The following is a 15,455-nucleotide window of genomic DNA, read 5'->3' as shown; positions in this document are numbered from 1 at the left end:
TCGTTGAACTTCGTGGAAGCCGTCGCCATCGGGGCCGCGAGCGTGGCCGCGGGCGCCATCAACGCAGTGGTGGGGTCCGGCACGCTCATCACCTTTCCGACTCTGGTGGCCTGCGGTTTTCCGCCGGTTCTGGCCAACGTGACCAACAACATCGGGCTCGTCCCGGGGGTGCTCAGCGCCGCCTACGGCTACCGCCGTGAGCTGCGCGGGCAGCGGCGCCGGCTGCTGCGGTTCGGCGCCGCGTCCCTGATCGGCGGCCTCACCGGAGCCCTGCTGCTGCTCCAGCTGGACTCCGCCGCCTTCGACACCGTGGTGCCGGTGCTGATCCTCGCCGCGTGCGCCCTGGTGCTGCTCCAGCCCCGGCTGAACGCCTGGCTGAGGAAGCGCCCGGAGCGCGGCGGCGCGGACGGCGGGGTGCCGCTGTGGTGCGGGGTGCTGGGTACCGGCGTGTACGGCGGCTACTTCGGCGCGGCCCAAGGGGTGCTGCTCATGGGCCTGTTCGGGAGCTTTCTGCGGGACGACCTCCAGCGGCTGAACGCGGCGAAGAACGTGCTGGCGGCCATCGTCAACGGTGCCGCCGCGGTGGTGTTCGTGGCGGTCGCCGACGTCGACTGGGCGGCCGCCGCGGTGATCGCGGCCGGTTCGACGGTCGGCGGTCTGCTCGGGGCCAAGGTGGGCCGCAAGCTGCCGGCGATGGCGTTGCGCGTCGTGATCGTCGTCGTCGGGGTCACCGCGGCGACGGTCATGATCGTCACGTGAGCGGGCTCATGGCTGCTCCACCTCGAACTCGAAGGTCTCGATGATGCGATGGATGTCGTCCGTGACCCGCTGCTGGTCCTCGTGGAGCAGGATGAACCGGCCGCTGTGCAGGGCGTCGTAGCTGCCGCCCGGCTCCAGGACCTGCCCCGGCCGGGGCACGAGTTCGCGCCAGATCGTCTCGAACCGTTCCTTCATCGGGGACGCCCTGCGCACCCGCAGCGGCAGCCCGTCCGGCTTGGGCAGCACGAGCCAGCCGCCGCTCGGGTCTCCGGACTTGGGCGGCAGGTCGAGGCTCTCGCCGGACAGTGCGCGCAGCCATGCCTCGTACAGGTTGACCCCGAAGAGTTTGTTCACCAGGTGCGGCACCTCGCTGCCGCCGACCCGGCCGCCCACCTCCAGGAAGACGAGCTCGCCGCTCTCGGTGACGAACAGCTCCAGGTGGAAGGGGGTGTCGTACATCCCGAGGACGGCGATGCACTCGCGGGTGAAGTCCTCGATGCGGGTGCGCAGTTCGCTCTCGCGCAGCACCACCGAGCCGAGCGGCGAGCCGGAGCCGAAGGCGAGGCAGTCGTTGACGTACACGGACGCGACCTGGAAGGGCACCTGGCAGCGCGCGTCGGCGAAGCCGTCCACGTGGTGGATGACGCCGGTGACGAACTCCTCGATCTCGTACCGGGTCAGGTCGAGCGTGGGCACGAGCTCCCGCAGCGCGGCCTCGTCGTCGACGCGGTGGACACCGATGCTCGCGGCACCGTCGACGGGCTTGAGGATCACCGGGTAGCCGGTGGAGCCGGCGAAGGCGACGCAGCTCTCCAGGTCGGCGCAGGGCGCGAAGCGCGGTACCCGCACCCCCGCCTCGGCCAGCACCTCCTTCATGCGGACCTTGTCCCGGTACACGGCCACCTGCTCGGGGCTTGGCCCGGGGATGCCGAGCGCGACCCGCACCCGGGCGGCGATCTCCAACGTGAACTCGGACAGTGCGATCAGCTGGTCCACGGGCCCGGCCTTCTCGGTGACCTCCTGGACCGCCGAGCGCAGTGCGTCGTAGTCGTTGACGTCCTCGACCTGCACGTAGTGCGCGATGCGGGCGGGGTCGACGAGCACGCCCTCGGCGCCGAGCGCGTCGACGACGTAGCTCACCCGGTGCTTGTCGTGGTCGATGAACTCCTCGTAGCGCGTGAGCTCGTTGTCCCAGCGGATCCCGTCCGAGAACCGGGGCCAGCGATTGACCAGGACGATATGCATCAGTGCACCTCTGTTGTCTGGGGAACGTCCGGGGAGCCCGTGTCCCGCGGGGTGAGCACCTGGCGGAAGCTGCGCATGACCAGCGGCAGCAGGACGGCCCCGAACACGCTGAGCAGCACGGCGAGCACGGTCACCAGGTCCTGGGGCTCGATCGCCTCGCCGGCGGTGCCGACCAGGAGCCCGGCCATCGGGTAGGAGAGCAGGTTGAGCAGGTAGAAGGGGCCCATGACCTTGCCCAGGTGCTCCTGCGGGATGACCTTGATCCGCTGGGTGCGGTTGAAGACGTTGTAGTACGCCACTCCGGTCATCCCCGCGACGAAGGCGGTGCCGTAGACGGCGAACGAGCCCGCGGTGCCGGCGACGAAGAGGGCCGCGCACAGCGAGGTGAACCCGATGACGCCGAGGACGTGCACGTCGACCTTGCGCAGCAGCAGCGGGATGACCAGCAGGTTTCCCAGGCCCACGATGCCGACGAAGGTGTTGAGCATGCCGTAGGACGACTCGGAGGCACCGAACACGCCGGTGACGAGCGCGGCGTTGGCGCTGAGCACGGTGGCGAAGACCAGGTTGATGGCGAAGTTGAGCACGGCAAGGAGCCGGACCGGGCGGTTGCGGATCAGCAGTCTCCAGCCGAGCCCCAGCTCGCCGAGGATCTCCCGGGCACCGCCGCCGTTCCCGGGCTGCCACTTCTGCCGGGGCAGCGGGAGCCAGCAGGCGGCGGCGAGCAGGAAGACGCCCGCGGCGAGGGCGAGCAGCCACACCTTGCCGAGGACCAGTACGGCGACGGCGGCGAGGGCGGGCCCGAGGGCCATCGCCAGCAGTTCCATGTTCTGCACCAGCGACTGCGTGGTCGCCAGCTTCTCGCCGCGGGCCACCTGCGGGACCATCTTCTCGACCGACATCCGCACGGGTGCCGCGAGGATCGACAGCAGTGCGCCGTTGGTCATCAGGGCGGCCGTCGTCCAGCCCGGCTCGGCCACCACGATCACGACGGCAAGGCCGAGGACGGCGGCGCGGCCCACGGAGACGCGGGAGAACAGCCGGGCGCCGCCGTCCCGGTCGGCGATCAGTCCCGCGAAGGGGTAGGCCAGCAGTCCGGGAAGCCATTCCAGGGCGAACGCGAAGCCGAGCGTCGACACGTCACCGGTGTCCTGGAAGATGAGCAACGGCACGGCGAACAGCACCACTTGCTCCGCGATCAGCCCGAGCAGCACGCCGGTGGCGAACAGCCCCCGGTGCAGGCTCTCCACCCGCGCCGTCATGCCGGTCCGGCGGTGCGCTCGTGCTCGCGGATCAGCGGCAGTACGTGGGTGTAGAAGATCCGCATCTCGTCGCGGGTGGGCCAGCCGGAGAAGATGAACTCGCTGACGCCGGCGGCCTTGTACTCGTACAGGTAGGCCGCGACCTCCTCGTAGCTGCCGACGACGCAGAGCGCGGGGCCGCCGCGGTAGGCGACGGCGCCGGAGTAGAGGTAGGGGGACAGCCAGTCGTCCTGGGCCTTCTCGGCCAGGCGGAAGGAGTTCTTCACCGCCTCGGAGTCGGAGGCGGCGACAAAGCTGGTGACCCAGGCGCGGTGATCCTCGTCGGGGTCGCGCATCATCTCGGCGAGGTCGGTCAGCGCCTCCTCGCGGGTCGGGCGGGCCAGGACGTGCATACGGATGCCGGCCCGGCAGCCGTTGGCGAGCACGGGGGCGGTGGCCTGTGCGATGCCCTCCGGGGTGTCGCCGTAGCGCAGCCAGCAGTCGCCGAAGTCGACGGCGGTCTTCTGCGCGGGAGCGGAGGCTCCGCTGATGTAGATCGTGGGGCGGCCGCCGCCTTTGTATCCCAGTCCCAGCTGGGCTTCTTCGACGCGATAGTGCGCGCCCCGGTGAGAAAGCGGATTCTCGCCTTCCCAGAAGCGGTGCAGGACACTCAGGAACTCATTCGAGCGGGCATAGCGGTCGTCGTGAGCCAGGAAGTCGCCGTAGTACGCCTGCTCGGCGGGGGAAATTCCGGCCACCAGATTCAGCGATATCCGGCCGTCCGACATCCAGGAAATGGTGTTCACGACCTGAGTGAAGAGCGTGGGGCCCAAAAGACCCGGCCGATAGGCGAGAATGAACTTGACGCGTTCCGTTTCGCGCACCAGGGCGCCGATCATCGGAAGCGGGTCGGGCATGTGGTAACTGATGCCCATGAGCAGGGAGTCGACGCCGAGTTGCTCGGCCTCCTGCGCGAAGTCGACGATCCCGTCGAAGTCAAGCTCCCCGGACCGGTATTTTTCGGTCGCTTTCTGCTGCCCACTGTCCAGCGGTGAACACCAATGGAACTTCAGCTCCGCCATGCTGGTTCCCCGTTCGTGAATACGAGGTCACCCCTACCCGATCATGGCCAAACCGGGCATTCGCTCCCCCGTGCGACTCATATTCCTTGGGGACACTGACACGTGCCCGCCTGGGCAGTCAAGATCGATCCATATTCTGGAATGTCTGCCGGAGATGCCGATCGGCGGTTACCGTGGCTTGTTCAAGGGCGAGGAAAGGATGTCTGAAAAGTGCTCCACTCCACCCGCTGGCTAAAGCGTTACCGCCCCTCGGACGCACCCCGGCTGCGGCTGTTCTGTCTGCCGCACGGCGGTGGCACCGCCGCCTTCTTCCGCAGCTGGGCGGAGGCGCTGCCCGCGGAGGTGGAGCCGGTGGCCGTCCAGTACCCGGGCCGACAGGACCGTCTGGCCGAGAGTTGCGTCGCGGACATGGACACCCTCGCTGACGCCGTCGCCGAAGCCCTCGCCCCGCTGCTGGACACGCCGTTCGCCCTGTTCGGCCACAGCATGGGAGCCACCGTCGGCTACGAGGTGACGCGCCGTCTGGAGGACCGGGGCACGCCCCCGCTGCGGCTGTTCGCCTCCGGCCAGGCCACCCCCTTCGCGGAGCGGACCGGCCGCCCCCTGCACGACAAGGACGACGCCACCATGCTCGCGGGCGTGCGCGGCCTCGGCGGCGCGTACGAGACGCTGGCCGACGACCCCGACCTGCTGGAGGTCGTCCTGCCCTCGCTGCGCGCCGACCTGCGCCTGATGGAGACCTACCGCCCCACGCCCGGCGCCCGCGTCGGCACCCCGGTGACCGTCTACGCGGGCGGGACGGACCCCGGCGTCACGGTGGCGCAGGCGGCGGCCTGGCGCGAGGCGACCACCGGCGACTTCGCCCTGCGCACCTTCCCGGGCGGCCACTTCTTCCTCACGGAGCATCAGCGGGAGCTGCTGGCCGACATCCTCGACAGCGTTTCAGCCGGCCGCTCCTGACCGCCGCACGGGCTCACGCGGTGCCGACCGTCCGCAGCACCGTCACCGCCAACGTCCGTGCCACCTGCGCCACTTCGGCCAGGGACACCTGTTCCCGCGCGCTGTGCGCCACCCGGATGTCGCCCGGCCCGTACTGCAGCGTCGGGATCCCCGCCCCGGAGTACAGCCGCAGATCGCTGCCGTACGGCGCCCCGCACTCGCGCGGGTCCGCGGCTCCCCCGGCATCGGCGTGGGCGCCGCGTATCAGCGCCGGCAGCGGGTGGCCCTCGGGCAGCCGGCCGCTGGCGAACTGCCCGCCCGGCCAGGTCACCGTCGCCGGATGCCCGCGCAGCCACGGGTCGGCGGCGCAGGCCTCGGCGACGCACCGCTCGAAGGCGGCCCGCGCCTTTGCCGGGTCCTCGCCGAGCCGTACGCCGAGCCGCCCCTCGGCGACCAGCAGATCGGGCACGCTGCTCGCCCAGTCCCCGGCGCGGACGGTGCCCACCGACAGGGCGTAGGGGATCGGGTGCTCGGCCATCAGCGCGTCGGCGTCCCGGTTGCGCTCGGTCTCCAGCCGGGCCAGCGCCGCGTGCAGCGGCACATACGCGTCGATCGCGCTGACGCCCTGGTCGCGGGCGCTGCCGTGGGCCGCCTTGCCGGGCACGGCGATCCGGAAGGTCAGCGCGCCGGCGTTGGCGGTGACGAGGGCGCCGCCGGTCGGCTCGGTGATGACGCAGACGTCGCCGCGGTGGCCGCGCCGCAGCGTGCCGAAGGCGCCGAGGCCGCCGTCCTCCTCCCCGACCACGAAGTGCACCCCGACCCGCCCGCGCAGCCGCACCCCGGCGGCCCGGATCGCGGCGAGCGCGGCGAGGTGGGCGGTCAGCCCGGCCTTCATGTCGCAGGCGCCACGCCCGTGCACGACGTCCCCGACGACCCTGGGCACGAACGGGTCGCCGTCCCAGGCGTCCGGGTCCCCGGGCGGTACGACGTCGACATGGCCCTGCATCACGAAGGTGGGCCCGTCCCCGCCGTCCTCGGTGACCCCGACCAGCCCCCATGCCTCGTCCCGCTCTGCCTCCGTCCCCGGGAACTCCGGGTCCGCACGCAGCGCGTCCAGGTCCATGGACCACAGGTCGACGTCGAGCCCGAGCCGCTCCAGCCGTCCGGCCAGCAGATGCTGGAGCTCCGACTCGGCGGCGCTCCCGGTCACGCTCGGCACGGAGATCAGCTCCAGCAGCGTCCGCCCGATCCCGGCCTCGTCGATCTCCGCCAGTACGGCGTTCTCCACGTCACTCAGCACGACGACGTTCCTCCCCTCGCCACCGGGCGCACGGCCCGCCCGCTCAGATGGTGGCCCATGACGGGGAGATCCGAGAGAGCGCGAGTCAGCCGGAGCCGCCGACGGTGAAGCCGATCGCTGTCCCGCCGCCCTCCCGGTGGAACGCGAACGGCGCCCCGCCGTGCGCCAGCGCCACCTCCCGCACGATGGAGAGACCCAGCCCGGACCCGGGCAGGGAGCGGGCGTCCGCGGCGCGGTAGAAGCGGTCGAAGACCCGGATCAGGTCGTCCTCGGCGATGCCTGGACCGCGGTCCAGGACCTCCACGCGCACGGGGCCGATGGGGGTCCCCCCGCTCGAGCGAAGCCGAGAGTGGGGGAGGGCGGGTCCGGCGATGCCGATCTCGATGGGCGCGCTGCCGTCGCGGTCGAACTTCGCCGCGTTCTCCACGAGGTTGGTCACCGCCCGCTGCAGCATCGCGGGCCGGCCCTCCGTGGTCGTCTCGCCGCTCGCCCGCACCAGGATCCGCCGTCCGGTGCGCCGCCGGGCGAGCACCGCGACGTCCTCGGCGATGTCGGCGAGGTCCACCCGCTGGGCCGGCTCGGTGTCGGACTGCCCGGCCGCCAGATCGACCAGCTCGTTGACCAGGTCGGTCAGTTCGCGTGCCTCCTGGCCCAGGTCGGCCACCAGCTCGTCGCGGGTGTCGGGCGGCAGCTCGTCGATGCGGCGCAGCAGGGAGATGTTGGTCCGCAGGGAGGTGAGCGGGGTGCGCAGCTCGTGGCCCGCGTCCTGCACCAGCCGCCGCTGGTCCTCCTCGGACTGGGCCAGCCGCCCCAGCATGCGGTCGAAGGCCCGGCCGAGCCGGCCGACCTCGTCGTAGCCGGTGACGGGCACCTGGATGCCCAGCTGCCGGGTGCGCGCGACGTCCTCGGCCGCGTCGGTGAGGACGACGAGACGTCGGGTGATGCGCCGGGCCAGCCACCAGCCGAAGAGCCCCGCGAGGACCACCACGGCCGCCATCAGCAGCACCGTCCGCTGCTGGAGCGCCCGCAGCAGGTCCTCGGTGTCGCTGAACTCCTGGGCGATCTGCACCGCGCCCCGGCCGCCGCCGAGCGCGACGGTCGCCACGCGGTAGACGTCGCTGCCGACGTCGACGTCCTTGTGCTGGACCATCCGCCCGGCCGTCCCGTCGGCCGCGATCCGCCGGTCGGACGCCGTCACCGGCAGCCCCGGCCGCCCCGGGTCGACGACGGCGCCGTCCGGGCCGAGCACCTGCACATCGGTACGGGCGGGCCGTACGAGATCGTGGCCGGGCGCGGAGGAGGAGAAGTCGTCCGGCAGCATCGGCCGCTGCCGCACCTCGCCGCGCAGGTCCTGCACCACCTCGTCGAACACGGACTCCTGGTCCACCCGCACCAGCCGGGCGGCGGCGGTGTACGACAGCAGGCCGACCAGGACGGTGACGACGGCGGTGACGGCCGCGAAGGACACGGCGAAGGTGGAGCGCAGCGAGACGAGCCCGGTCCGCCGGCGTCCGGTCAGCAGCCGTGCGGCGAGGCTCCTGGCGAGCCGACGGCGGGCGGGGCCGCCCACTCAGTCCTCCCGCAGCACGTAACCCACCCCGCGGACCGTCTGGATCAGCTGCGGGGCGCCCGGCTCGTCGAGCTTGCGGCGCAGGTAGCCGACGTAGACGGCGAGGTTCTTGGAGCCGGGGCCGAAGTCGTAGCCCCAGATGCGGTCGTAGATGGTGGCGTGGTCGAGGACGATGCCGGCGTTGCGCACGAGCAGCTCCAGCAGCTCGAACTCGGTCCGCGTCAGTTCCAGCTCCCGCTCGCCCCGCCAGGCCCGGCGTGCCTGCGGGTCCATCCGCAGCCCGGCGGCCTCGATCAGCCGGCCGATCGGCCCGGGGGGCTGTCTGGGTACGTCGACGGGGGCGGGGGTGCCGTTGTTCTCGCTGGTGCGGCGCAGCAGGGCGCGCAGCCGGGCGAAGACCTCCTCCACGTCGAAGGGCTTCACCACGTAGTCGTCGGCGCCCGCGTCCAGGCCCGCGATGCGGTCCTGGGTCTCCACGAGCGCCGTCAGCATCAGGATCGGGGTGCGGTCGCCCTCGGCGCGCAGCACCCGGCAGACCTGGAGCCCGTCTATGCCGGGCATCATCACGTCCAGCACGAGCACGTCCGGCGGCGTGCGGTGGGCCTGCGCCAGCGCCTCGACGCCGTCGGCGACCGCGGTGACCTGGTAGCCCTCCAGGGTCAGCGCGCGCTCCAGGGCGTGGCGGATGGCGCGGTCGTCTTCGGCGAGGAGAACAGTCTGGGACACCCGTTCAGTCTGCCAAGGCCTCCGGCGGTTCGGCCGGGTGGACCGCGCTGCTGTTGCCCTTCTTACTGGGCTCACACCCTCACACGGCCGCCCCTGGGGGCTCCGCCCCCGGACCCCCGTTCGGCCTGGACGGCCTCGTCCTCAAACGCCGGACGGGCTGGTACATGCCTCCCCGCCTCAGCCGCCGGCCGGGCTCGACAGTGCCGCCAGCTGCTCGGCGAACGGCACCACCGCGAGGTCGTCCCCGGCGGGCCGCCTCGCCCCCGACAGGCCCTGCATCAGCGCGGCCAGCTCCCCCGCAGCCCGGTCGACGCGGCCGTCCAGGCCCTCCGCGCCCCAGTCCTCCGAGGCGGCGTACACGCCGGTCGGGACGACCACGGCGCGCAGGTGGGCGAAGAGCGGGCGCAGCGCGTGCTCCAGGACCAGGGAGTGCCGGGCGGTGCCGCCGGTCGCGGCGATCAGCACCGGCAGTCCCGCCAGCGCGTCCTTCTCGATCACATCGAAGAAGGACTTGAACAGTCCGCTGTACGACGCCGAGAACACCGGCGTGACGACGATCAGTCCGTCGGCCGAGGTCACCGCGTCGATCGCGGCGGCCAGCTGCCGGCCGGGGAAGCCGTTGGTGAAGTTGTGCGCGATCTCCACGGCGAGGTCGCGCAGCTCGACCACCTCGACCTCCACGGGCTCGGCGGCGGTCCGTACGGCCGCCGCCGCCAGCCGGTCGCCCAGCAACCGGGTGGAGGACGGGACGCTCAGCCCCGCGGACACGACTACGAGCTTCATGCGACGGTCACCTCCTGCGACTCCTTCCTGGCCAGCAGGGAAGCGTGGGTCGGCGCGTCCGGCACGTCGGCCGGACGGCCGGCGGCGAACTCCTTGCGCAGCACCGGCACGACCTCCTCGCCGAGCAGGTCGAGCTGCTCCAGCACGGTCTTGAGCGGCAGCCCCGCGTGGTCCATCAGGAACAGCTGGCGCTGGTAGTCACCGGCGTACTCGCGGAAGGCGAGCGTCTTCTCGATCACCTGCTGCGGGGAGCCGACCGTCAGCGGGGTCTGGTCCATGAAGTCCTCCAGCGACGGGCCGTGCCCGTAGACCGGGGCGACGTCGAAGTAGGGCCGGAACTCGCGGATCGCGTCCTGGGAGTTCTTCCGCATGAACACCTGGCCGCCGAGGCCGACGATCGCCTGCTCGGGCGTGCCGTGGCCGTAGTGGGCGTACCGGGACCGGTACAGCTCGACCATCCGCTTGGTGTGGTCGGCGGGCCAGAAGATGTTGTTGTGGAAGAAGCCGTCGCCGTAGTACGCGGCCTGCTCGGCGATCTCCGGGGAGCGGATGGAGCCGTGCCAGACGAACGGCGCGACGCCGTCCAGCGGGCGGGGCGTGGCGGTGAAGCCCTGCAGCGGCGAGCGGAACTTCCCCTCCCAGTTCACCACGTCCTCGCGCCACAGCCGGTGCAGCAGGGCGTAGTTCTCGATGGCGAGGTTGATGCCCTGGCGGATGTCCTGCCCGAACCAGGGGTAGACCGGGCCGGTGTTGCCGCGGCCCATCATCAGGTCCATCCGGCCGTCGGCCAGGTGCTGGAGCATCGCGAAGTCCTCGGCGATCTTCACCGGGTCGTTCGTGGTGATGAGCGTGGTGGAGGTGGACAGCACCAGCCGCTCCGTGCGCGCCGCGATGTAGCCGAGCATCGTCGTCGGCGACGACGGCACGAACGGCGGGTTGTGGTGCTCACCGGTCGCGAAGACGTCGAGTCCGACCTCCTCGGCCTTCAGCGCGATGGCGACCATGGCCTTGATGCGGTCGCGCTCGGTCGGCGTACGGCCCGTGGTGGGGTCCGGCGTGACATCGCCGACGCTGAAGATCCCGAACTGCATGGTCGCTCACCCTCCAGGTTGTTGACGGTTCAACTATACCCGGAGAACGGAGACCCGGCGAGGACTATTCCCGGCCCGCCCGGAGGAATGGCGACCGGCAAGGAGGGCCGCGGACCTGCCCGGACGGTCGCCGGCCCGCCACGACTACCCCCAGTGCGGGTCCCGGCCGGTCCGGGCGAGCAGGCGCTCGAAGGGGGACGCGCCCGCCGGCTCCGGAGCCGGCTCCCCGAAGACCCCCATCTTCCGGGCCGTCGGCGCCAGCGTGTCCACGGCGCCGGTCAGCTCCGCCACGACCGGCTCGTCGGTACCGGGGAGGTCCTGGCCCGTCGCCCGCGCCAGGTCCCACACGTGCACGGTCAGATCGAGCAGCGCCATCGAGCCGACCAGCCGCGCCGGCATGTCCATCCCGCCGGTCCTCCCCTCCTCCGCGCCGGGCGCCGACCAGGCCGCCACCAGCCGGTCCGCCTCCCGCACGAGCCCCTCGCGCCACTCGGCGTCCTCGGCGACCCGGTCCGGAATGCTGTCGCCGAAGTCCGACGCCTCCTTCGCGGCCAGCCGCTGAAACTGCACGATCACCTGGCAGAGGTGATTGACCAGGGCCTTCACGTCGTACTCCGCGCAGGGCGTGGGCGCGCCGAGCGCCTCGTCGGGGATGCCCCGCACCACCACGACCGCCCGCTCGCGCGCCATCGCCAGCAGCTCGCCGATGCCGTACGTCTTCACACCGTTCGTGTCCATGGTTCGACGGTAGGGACTGCGGCGGCTGCCCTTCTTGAAGAAACGCGACGTACGATCCGGCCATGGAGGCACCCCGCCACGACACCCGCGGGATCGTCGACCCGTCCGAGCTGCTGCGGCGCGTGCGGTTCCGCCGCCACGAGCCCGCCGAGCCGCTGCGCCGGTACGTCGAGTGGTACTGGCTCATCGACTGGGACCTGCCCGAGCCCTACGCCTCCCACGTCGTCCCGCACCCGGCCGTCAACCTCACCTTCCAGTGGGACGAGGACGAGGGACCGCCGTATGCCGAGGTCACCGGCGTCGCGCTCGGCATGTACACCCGCAAGCTGACCGGGCGGGGCCGGGTGTGCGGGGTGAAGTACCGGCCCGGCGGATTCCGCCCGTACGCCCCCGACGCCCCCGTCTCCCGCTGGACGGGCCGCGCGCTGCCCGCCGGCGAGGTGTTCCCAGGAGCCACGGCCGACACCGCCCGCACGATCGTCACCCCGGCCGACGACGCCGCCCGGGTGGCCGCCCTGGACGCCTTCCTCCTCGCGCTCCCCCGCACCCCCGATGCCCAGGCCGACCTCGCGATCGGCCTCGTCCGCCGCATCCGCGCCGACCGCACGGTCCTGCGCGTCGGCGACTTCGCCCAGGCACAGGGCCTGTCGGTCCGGGCGCTGCAACGGCTCTTCGCCGACTACGTCGGCGTCAGCCCCAAGTGGTGCATCCTGCGCTACCGCATCCACGAGGCCCTGGAACTCGCCGGCACCCGCACGGACGTCGACTGGGCCACCCTCGCAGCCGACCTCGGCTACGCCGACCAGGCCCACCTGGTACGGGACTTCACCGCGACGGTGGGGGTACCACCGACGGCGTACGCACAGGGGGCAGAGCCCCGATAGCCCCTGGCCCTGCTCCAAAGACGCCGCCGAGCAGCAACGCCCCAAAGGGGCGCGGGGCTGTCCTCGACATGCGGCTACCGCCGCGTGGGCGCAACCAGCCACGACGGCCCCGCACCCGAACGACCCCACATCGCGGCACCCCGGTCACGGCAGCGGCACCAGCACCAGCCTCCCCCGCACCCCACCCTCCCCCAGCCGCGCGTGCGCCTTCGCCGCGTCGTCCAGGGCGTAGGTCTCCGCCACCCGCAGGGCCAGCGCGCCCTCGTCCACCAGCCGGACCAGTTCGGCGAGCTGCGCACCGTCGGCACTCACTTCGACCGCACCCGTCCGCACCCCGCGCACCGGCCCCGGCTCGGCATGCGGGATGACGCCGATATAGGCGCCCCCGTCCCGCACCCACTCCAGCGCGGGCGCACCCAGGACCGCCGCGTCCAGCACCGCGTCGAAGCTCCCCGCCCCGGCACCGCCCGCCGTGAAACCGGCGGCACCCAGCGACCGTACGAACTCCTCGTCGGCCTCCCGGGCCAGCGCCGTGACCGTGATCCCGCGCCGCGAGGCGAGCTGCACGGCGTAGCCGCCGACCGCTCCCGCCGCACCCGTGACCAGCAGCGACCGCCCGGACGTCAGCTCAAGACGGTCCAGGGCCTGGAGGGCGGTCAGCGCGTTCAGCGGCAGCGAAGCCGCGTGCACCGCGTCCGCGGTCGCCGGCGCCGCGGCCACGGCGTCCGAGTCCACCACGACGTACTCGGCGTGCGTGCCGAGCGGCTTGACCATGCCGTAGTGCAGGGCCACCACCGCGTCGCCCACGCTCCACGGGCCGGCGCCGCCGACCGCGTCCACCGTCCCGGCGACGTCCCAGCCGAGGCCGGTCCGCCCCTGAAGAGCTCCGAAGACCCCGGCCCGCACACCCGCGTCCACGGGGTTCAGCGCGGCCGCCGCGACCTTGATCCTTATCTGCCGCTCGCCGGGCTCCGGTACGCCGGTCTCCACGACCTCCACGACCTCGGGCCCACCGACCGAATCCACCACTACAGCACGCACAGCGACTCTCCTCGGTTCGTCAGCGTGTGGACGGGAGGCTCTCCCGACCACCTGCGAGCAACCCTAGGAAGAGTTACTATCTCTGGGTAAGTAGTTACCTGAGAGTGCGTACCTACCCCAGAGGTGAGCCATGGCGACCACGACGGCGGCCCAGCGGCGCGAACAGGCCCGGATCGAGTACGACGCATTCCTCAAGAGCTGCCCGACCAACCAGCTCCTGGACCGCATCAGCGACAAGTGGGTCAGCCTCGTCGTCTCCGCCCTCGCCCCCGGCCCCCTGCGCTACAGCGACCTCGGCCGCAAGATCGCCGGCGTCAGCCCCAAGATGCTGACCCAGACCCTGCGCACCCTCGAACGCGACGGCCTGCTCACCCGCACCGTCACCCCGTCCGTCCCGGTCCGCGTCGACTACGAACTGACCGCGCTCGGCCAGAACCTCGCCCTGCTGCTGACCGCCGTGAAGACCTGGGCGGAGACCCACTTCGACGAGGTGCACCGGTCCCGCGAGCGCTACGACGCCGAGACCCCGGAGAGCTGAGGACCCCGGAGAGCCGAGGACCCCGGAGGGCTGAGGACCCCGGAGGGCTGAGGTCAGAAGTAGTACGTGTCCCCCGTGTCCAGCACCAGCACGCGCTGCCGCTCCGCCGCCGCCCGGCTCTCGTCGACCGTTCCGTCGCTGCCCACCGGGTCGAACTCCAGCAGCACCTCCGTCGGCGCCTCGCGCAGCCGTACCCGCAGGCCGATGCGCTCACCCGTGTCGTGCGCGCCCAGCCGCCCGACCCGGCACCGCACCGCCCGGTCCCCCTCCGGCGCACACCGCGCGGGCAGCAGCTGCCCCTCCTCCAGCGGCTGCGACCAGCGGATCCGCACCACGGAGTCCGGCACGGCGGCCGCCCCGTGATTGTGCGGCGTGAACCGTACGTCGACCCGGTCCCCGACGATGCCGGCGGAGCCGTGATAGGCGAGCCCGGCCTCGGCCCCGCGCACGGCAGCGGCCCCGGGTACCTCCCCCGGGACCCCGGCGGCCGGGGCCACCCCGCCGACCGCCGTCACCACGGCCGCGCCGCACACCGCAGCAACCCGCATCCGCCGCATACCGCCACTCCTCACTCCACGTGGTCGTAGCGATGTATCCCCCGCCCGGCGCCCGGCAGGCGCCGTCCAACAGGTGACACGCGGCGAAAAGCCTCCCGTGACGGCATGCGAAGCTCGTCGCCATGCCGATCCTCCGCTCCGTCGCCCTGTTCGTCGTCGCCGCGCTGTTCGAGATCGGCGGCGCATGGCTGGTCTGGCAGGGCGTGCGCGAACACCGCGGCTGGCTGTGGATCGGCGCCGGCGTCATGGCCCTCGGCGCGTACGGCTTCATCGCCACGCTCCAGCCCGACGCGAACTTCGGCCGGATCCTCGCCGCGTACGGAGGTGTCTTCGTCGCCGGTTCGCTGGCCTGGGGGATGGTCGCCGACGGCTACCGCCCGGACCGCTGGGACGTCACGGGCGCACTGATCTGCCTCGCGGGCATGGCGGTGATCATGTACGCGCCGCGAGGGAACTGACCGGCGTCTCCCGCCGGACCCGGCTCAGGACGCCTCGTCGGGCAGCAGCCCCAACTGCCCCAGGAACTCCATCTCGTCGAAGTAGAGCCGGTAGTCAACGATCCGCCCGTCGTCGTCGACCGTGGCGAAGTCCACCCCGCGGATCCTGATGTCCTTCTGCGTCGGGGGCAGCGTCTCCCCCGTCGGCAACTGGATCGGCCCGGTGTTCCTGCCCGTGAAGACACCCTCGTCGATGGCCGTGTTGCCGACCTCGTAGGCGTGCACCGACTGATACGAGCCGTCCGGCACCGCCTCGGTCATCTGCCGCCAGTACGCCGCGATGTCGTCGCGCCCGTGCAGTTCCCCGCCGTCCGGGGTGACCGCGACCGCGTCCTGCGCGTAGAGACCGGCGATGGCGTCGGAGTTCCCCGCGGTGATCGCCGTGGTGAGCCGGTCCATGACCTCACGTGCCTGTCCCATGATCCACCTCCTGCCCGAGGGATCACCCGTCTCATTGTCCCACC

17 protein-coding genes are annotated in these 15,455 nt (G+C 72.2%); 5 read left to right on the top strand and 12 right to left on the bottom strand.

The annotated features are described in order from the left end of the window. Positions 1-3 precede the first annotated feature (3 nt). Positions 4-759 carry a sulfite exporter TauE/SafE family protein gene (locus tag PGH47_RS24495; RefSeq protein ID WP_126899632.1) on the top strand — a complete coding sequence of 252 codons (756 nt, stop codon included), beginning with the start codon at positions 4-6 and terminating at the stop codon, positions 757-759. 6 nt (positions 760-765) lie between these two features. On the opposite strand, the gene PGH47_RS24490 is transcribed toward PGH47_RS24495, so the two are convergent. Genes PGH47_RS24490 through PGH47_RS24480 form a run of 3 tightly spaced genes read right to left on the bottom strand, consistent with a single transcriptional unit; the run spans position 766 to position 4,327 of the window. Then, positions 766-2,004 carry an ATP-grasp domain-containing protein gene (locus PGH47_RS24490; protein ID WP_271665233.1) on the bottom strand — a complete coding sequence of 413 codons (1,239 nt, stop codon included), beginning with the start codon at positions 2,002-2,004 and terminating at the stop codon, positions 766-768. Continuing rightward, positions 2,004-3,266, bottom strand: coding sequence for an MFS transporter (locus tag PGH47_RS24485; RefSeq protein WP_271665232.1), 1,263 nt, complete (start codon positions 3,264-3,266; stop codon positions 2,004-2,006). Before PGH47_RS24485 ends, PGH47_RS24490 begins: the two co-directional genes overlap by 1 nt. Beyond that, positions 3,263-4,327, bottom strand: a complete 1,065-nt coding sequence (locus PGH47_RS24480; protein ID WP_271665231.1) for an LLM class flavin-dependent oxidoreductase — start codon at positions 4,325-4,327, stop codon at positions 3,263-3,265. Before PGH47_RS24480 ends, PGH47_RS24485 begins: the two co-directional genes overlap by 4 nt. 210 nt (positions 4,328-4,537) lie before the next feature. Between PGH47_RS24480 and PGH47_RS24475 the strand changes: the two genes are divergently transcribed. Continuing rightward, entirely contained in the window at positions 4,538-5,287 is a 750-nt protein-coding gene (locus PGH47_RS24475) for a thioesterase II family protein (protein WP_271665230.1), read from the top strand. A gap of 13 nt (positions 5,288-5,300) precedes the next feature. Here the strand turns inward: PGH47_RS24475 and PGH47_RS24470 are convergent, their stop codons facing one another. The 6 genes from PGH47_RS24470 to PGH47_RS24445 form a co-directional block, all read right to left on the bottom strand. Then, positions 5,301-6,566: an ArgE/DapE family deacylase gene (locus PGH47_RS24470; RefSeq protein ID WP_271665229.1), complete on the bottom strand. Its 1,266-nt coding sequence runs from the start codon at positions 6,564-6,566 to the stop codon at positions 5,301-5,303. Between the two features lie 85 nt (positions 6,567-6,651). Next, complete coding sequence (locus PGH47_RS24465; protein ID WP_376052412.1) at positions 6,652-8,136, bottom strand: sensor histidine kinase; 1,485 nt, start codon at positions 8,134-8,136, stop codon at positions 6,652-6,654. After that, entirely contained in the window at positions 8,137-8,862 is a 726-nt protein-coding gene (locus tag PGH47_RS24460; RefSeq protein ID WP_107904384.1) for a response regulator transcription factor, read from the bottom strand. A gap of 177 nt (positions 8,863-9,039) precedes the next feature. Continuing rightward, positions 9,040-9,645 (bottom strand): CE1759 family FMN reductase, encoded by a 606-nt coding sequence (locus PGH47_RS24455; protein ID WP_271665228.1) that lies wholly within the window; start codon positions 9,643-9,645, stop codon positions 9,040-9,042. Next, a complete protein-coding gene (locus PGH47_RS24450; protein ID WP_271665227.1) occupies positions 9,642-10,736 on the bottom strand; it encodes an LLM class flavin-dependent oxidoreductase in 1,095 nt (364 codons plus the stop codon). The genes PGH47_RS24455 and PGH47_RS24450 overlap by 4 nt, the downstream gene beginning before the upstream one ends. Before the next feature lie 144 nt (positions 10,737-10,880). Further along, positions 10,881-11,474 (bottom strand): TIGR03086 family metal-binding protein, encoded by a 594-nt coding sequence (locus tag PGH47_RS24445; RefSeq protein WP_271665226.1) that lies wholly within the window; start codon positions 11,472-11,474, stop codon positions 10,881-10,883. A gap of 62 nt (positions 11,475-11,536) precedes the next feature. Between PGH47_RS24445 and PGH47_RS24440 the strand changes: the two genes are divergently transcribed. Further along, positions 11,537-12,358, top strand: coding sequence for a helix-turn-helix domain-containing protein (locus PGH47_RS24440; protein ID WP_271665225.1), 822 nt, complete (start codon positions 11,537-11,539; stop codon positions 12,356-12,358). A 144-nt stretch (positions 12,359-12,502) separates the two neighbouring features. Here the strand turns inward: PGH47_RS24440 and PGH47_RS24435 are convergent, their stop codons facing one another. Next, positions 12,503-13,399, bottom strand: coding sequence for an NADP-dependent oxidoreductase (locus PGH47_RS24435; RefSeq protein ID WP_271665224.1), 897 nt, complete (start codon positions 13,397-13,399; stop codon positions 12,503-12,505). 130 nt (positions 13,400-13,529) lie between these two features. Between PGH47_RS24435 and PGH47_RS24430 the strand changes: the two genes are divergently transcribed. Next, a complete protein-coding gene (locus tag PGH47_RS24430; protein ID WP_271665223.1) occupies positions 13,530-13,937 on the top strand; it encodes a winged helix-turn-helix transcriptional regulator in 408 nt (135 codons plus the stop codon). A gap of 53 nt (positions 13,938-13,990) precedes the next feature. On the opposite strand, the gene PGH47_RS24425 is transcribed toward PGH47_RS24430, so the two are convergent. Continuing rightward, positions 13,991-14,494: a hypothetical protein gene (locus PGH47_RS24425; protein WP_271665222.1), complete on the bottom strand. Its 504-nt coding sequence runs from the start codon at positions 14,492-14,494 to the stop codon at positions 13,991-13,993. Positions 14,495-14,616: 122 nt separating this feature from the next. Between PGH47_RS24425 and PGH47_RS24420 the strand changes: the two genes are divergently transcribed. Further along, complete coding sequence (locus tag PGH47_RS24420) at positions 14,617-14,952, top strand: YnfA family protein (RefSeq protein ID WP_271665221.1); 336 nt, start codon at positions 14,617-14,619, stop codon at positions 14,950-14,952. A 24-nt stretch (positions 14,953-14,976) separates the two neighbouring features. Here PGH47_RS24420 and PGH47_RS24415 read toward each other — a convergent pair whose 3' ends face one another. Continuing rightward, positions 14,977-15,411 carry an ester cyclase gene (locus PGH47_RS24415; RefSeq protein ID WP_271665220.1) on the bottom strand — a complete coding sequence of 145 codons (435 nt, stop codon included), beginning with the start codon at positions 15,409-15,411 and terminating at the stop codon, positions 14,977-14,979. Positions 15,412-15,455 lie beyond the last annotated feature (44 nt).

Source organism: Streptomyces sp. HUAS 31 (assembly GCF_028198125.1).
GTDB lineage: Bacteria > Actinomycetota > Actinomycetes > Streptomycetales > Streptomycetaceae > Streptomyces > Streptomyces chartreusis.
The sequence above is the reverse complement of the archived record's forward strand: the minus strand, read 5'-3'. Positions and strand labels throughout refer to the sequence as shown.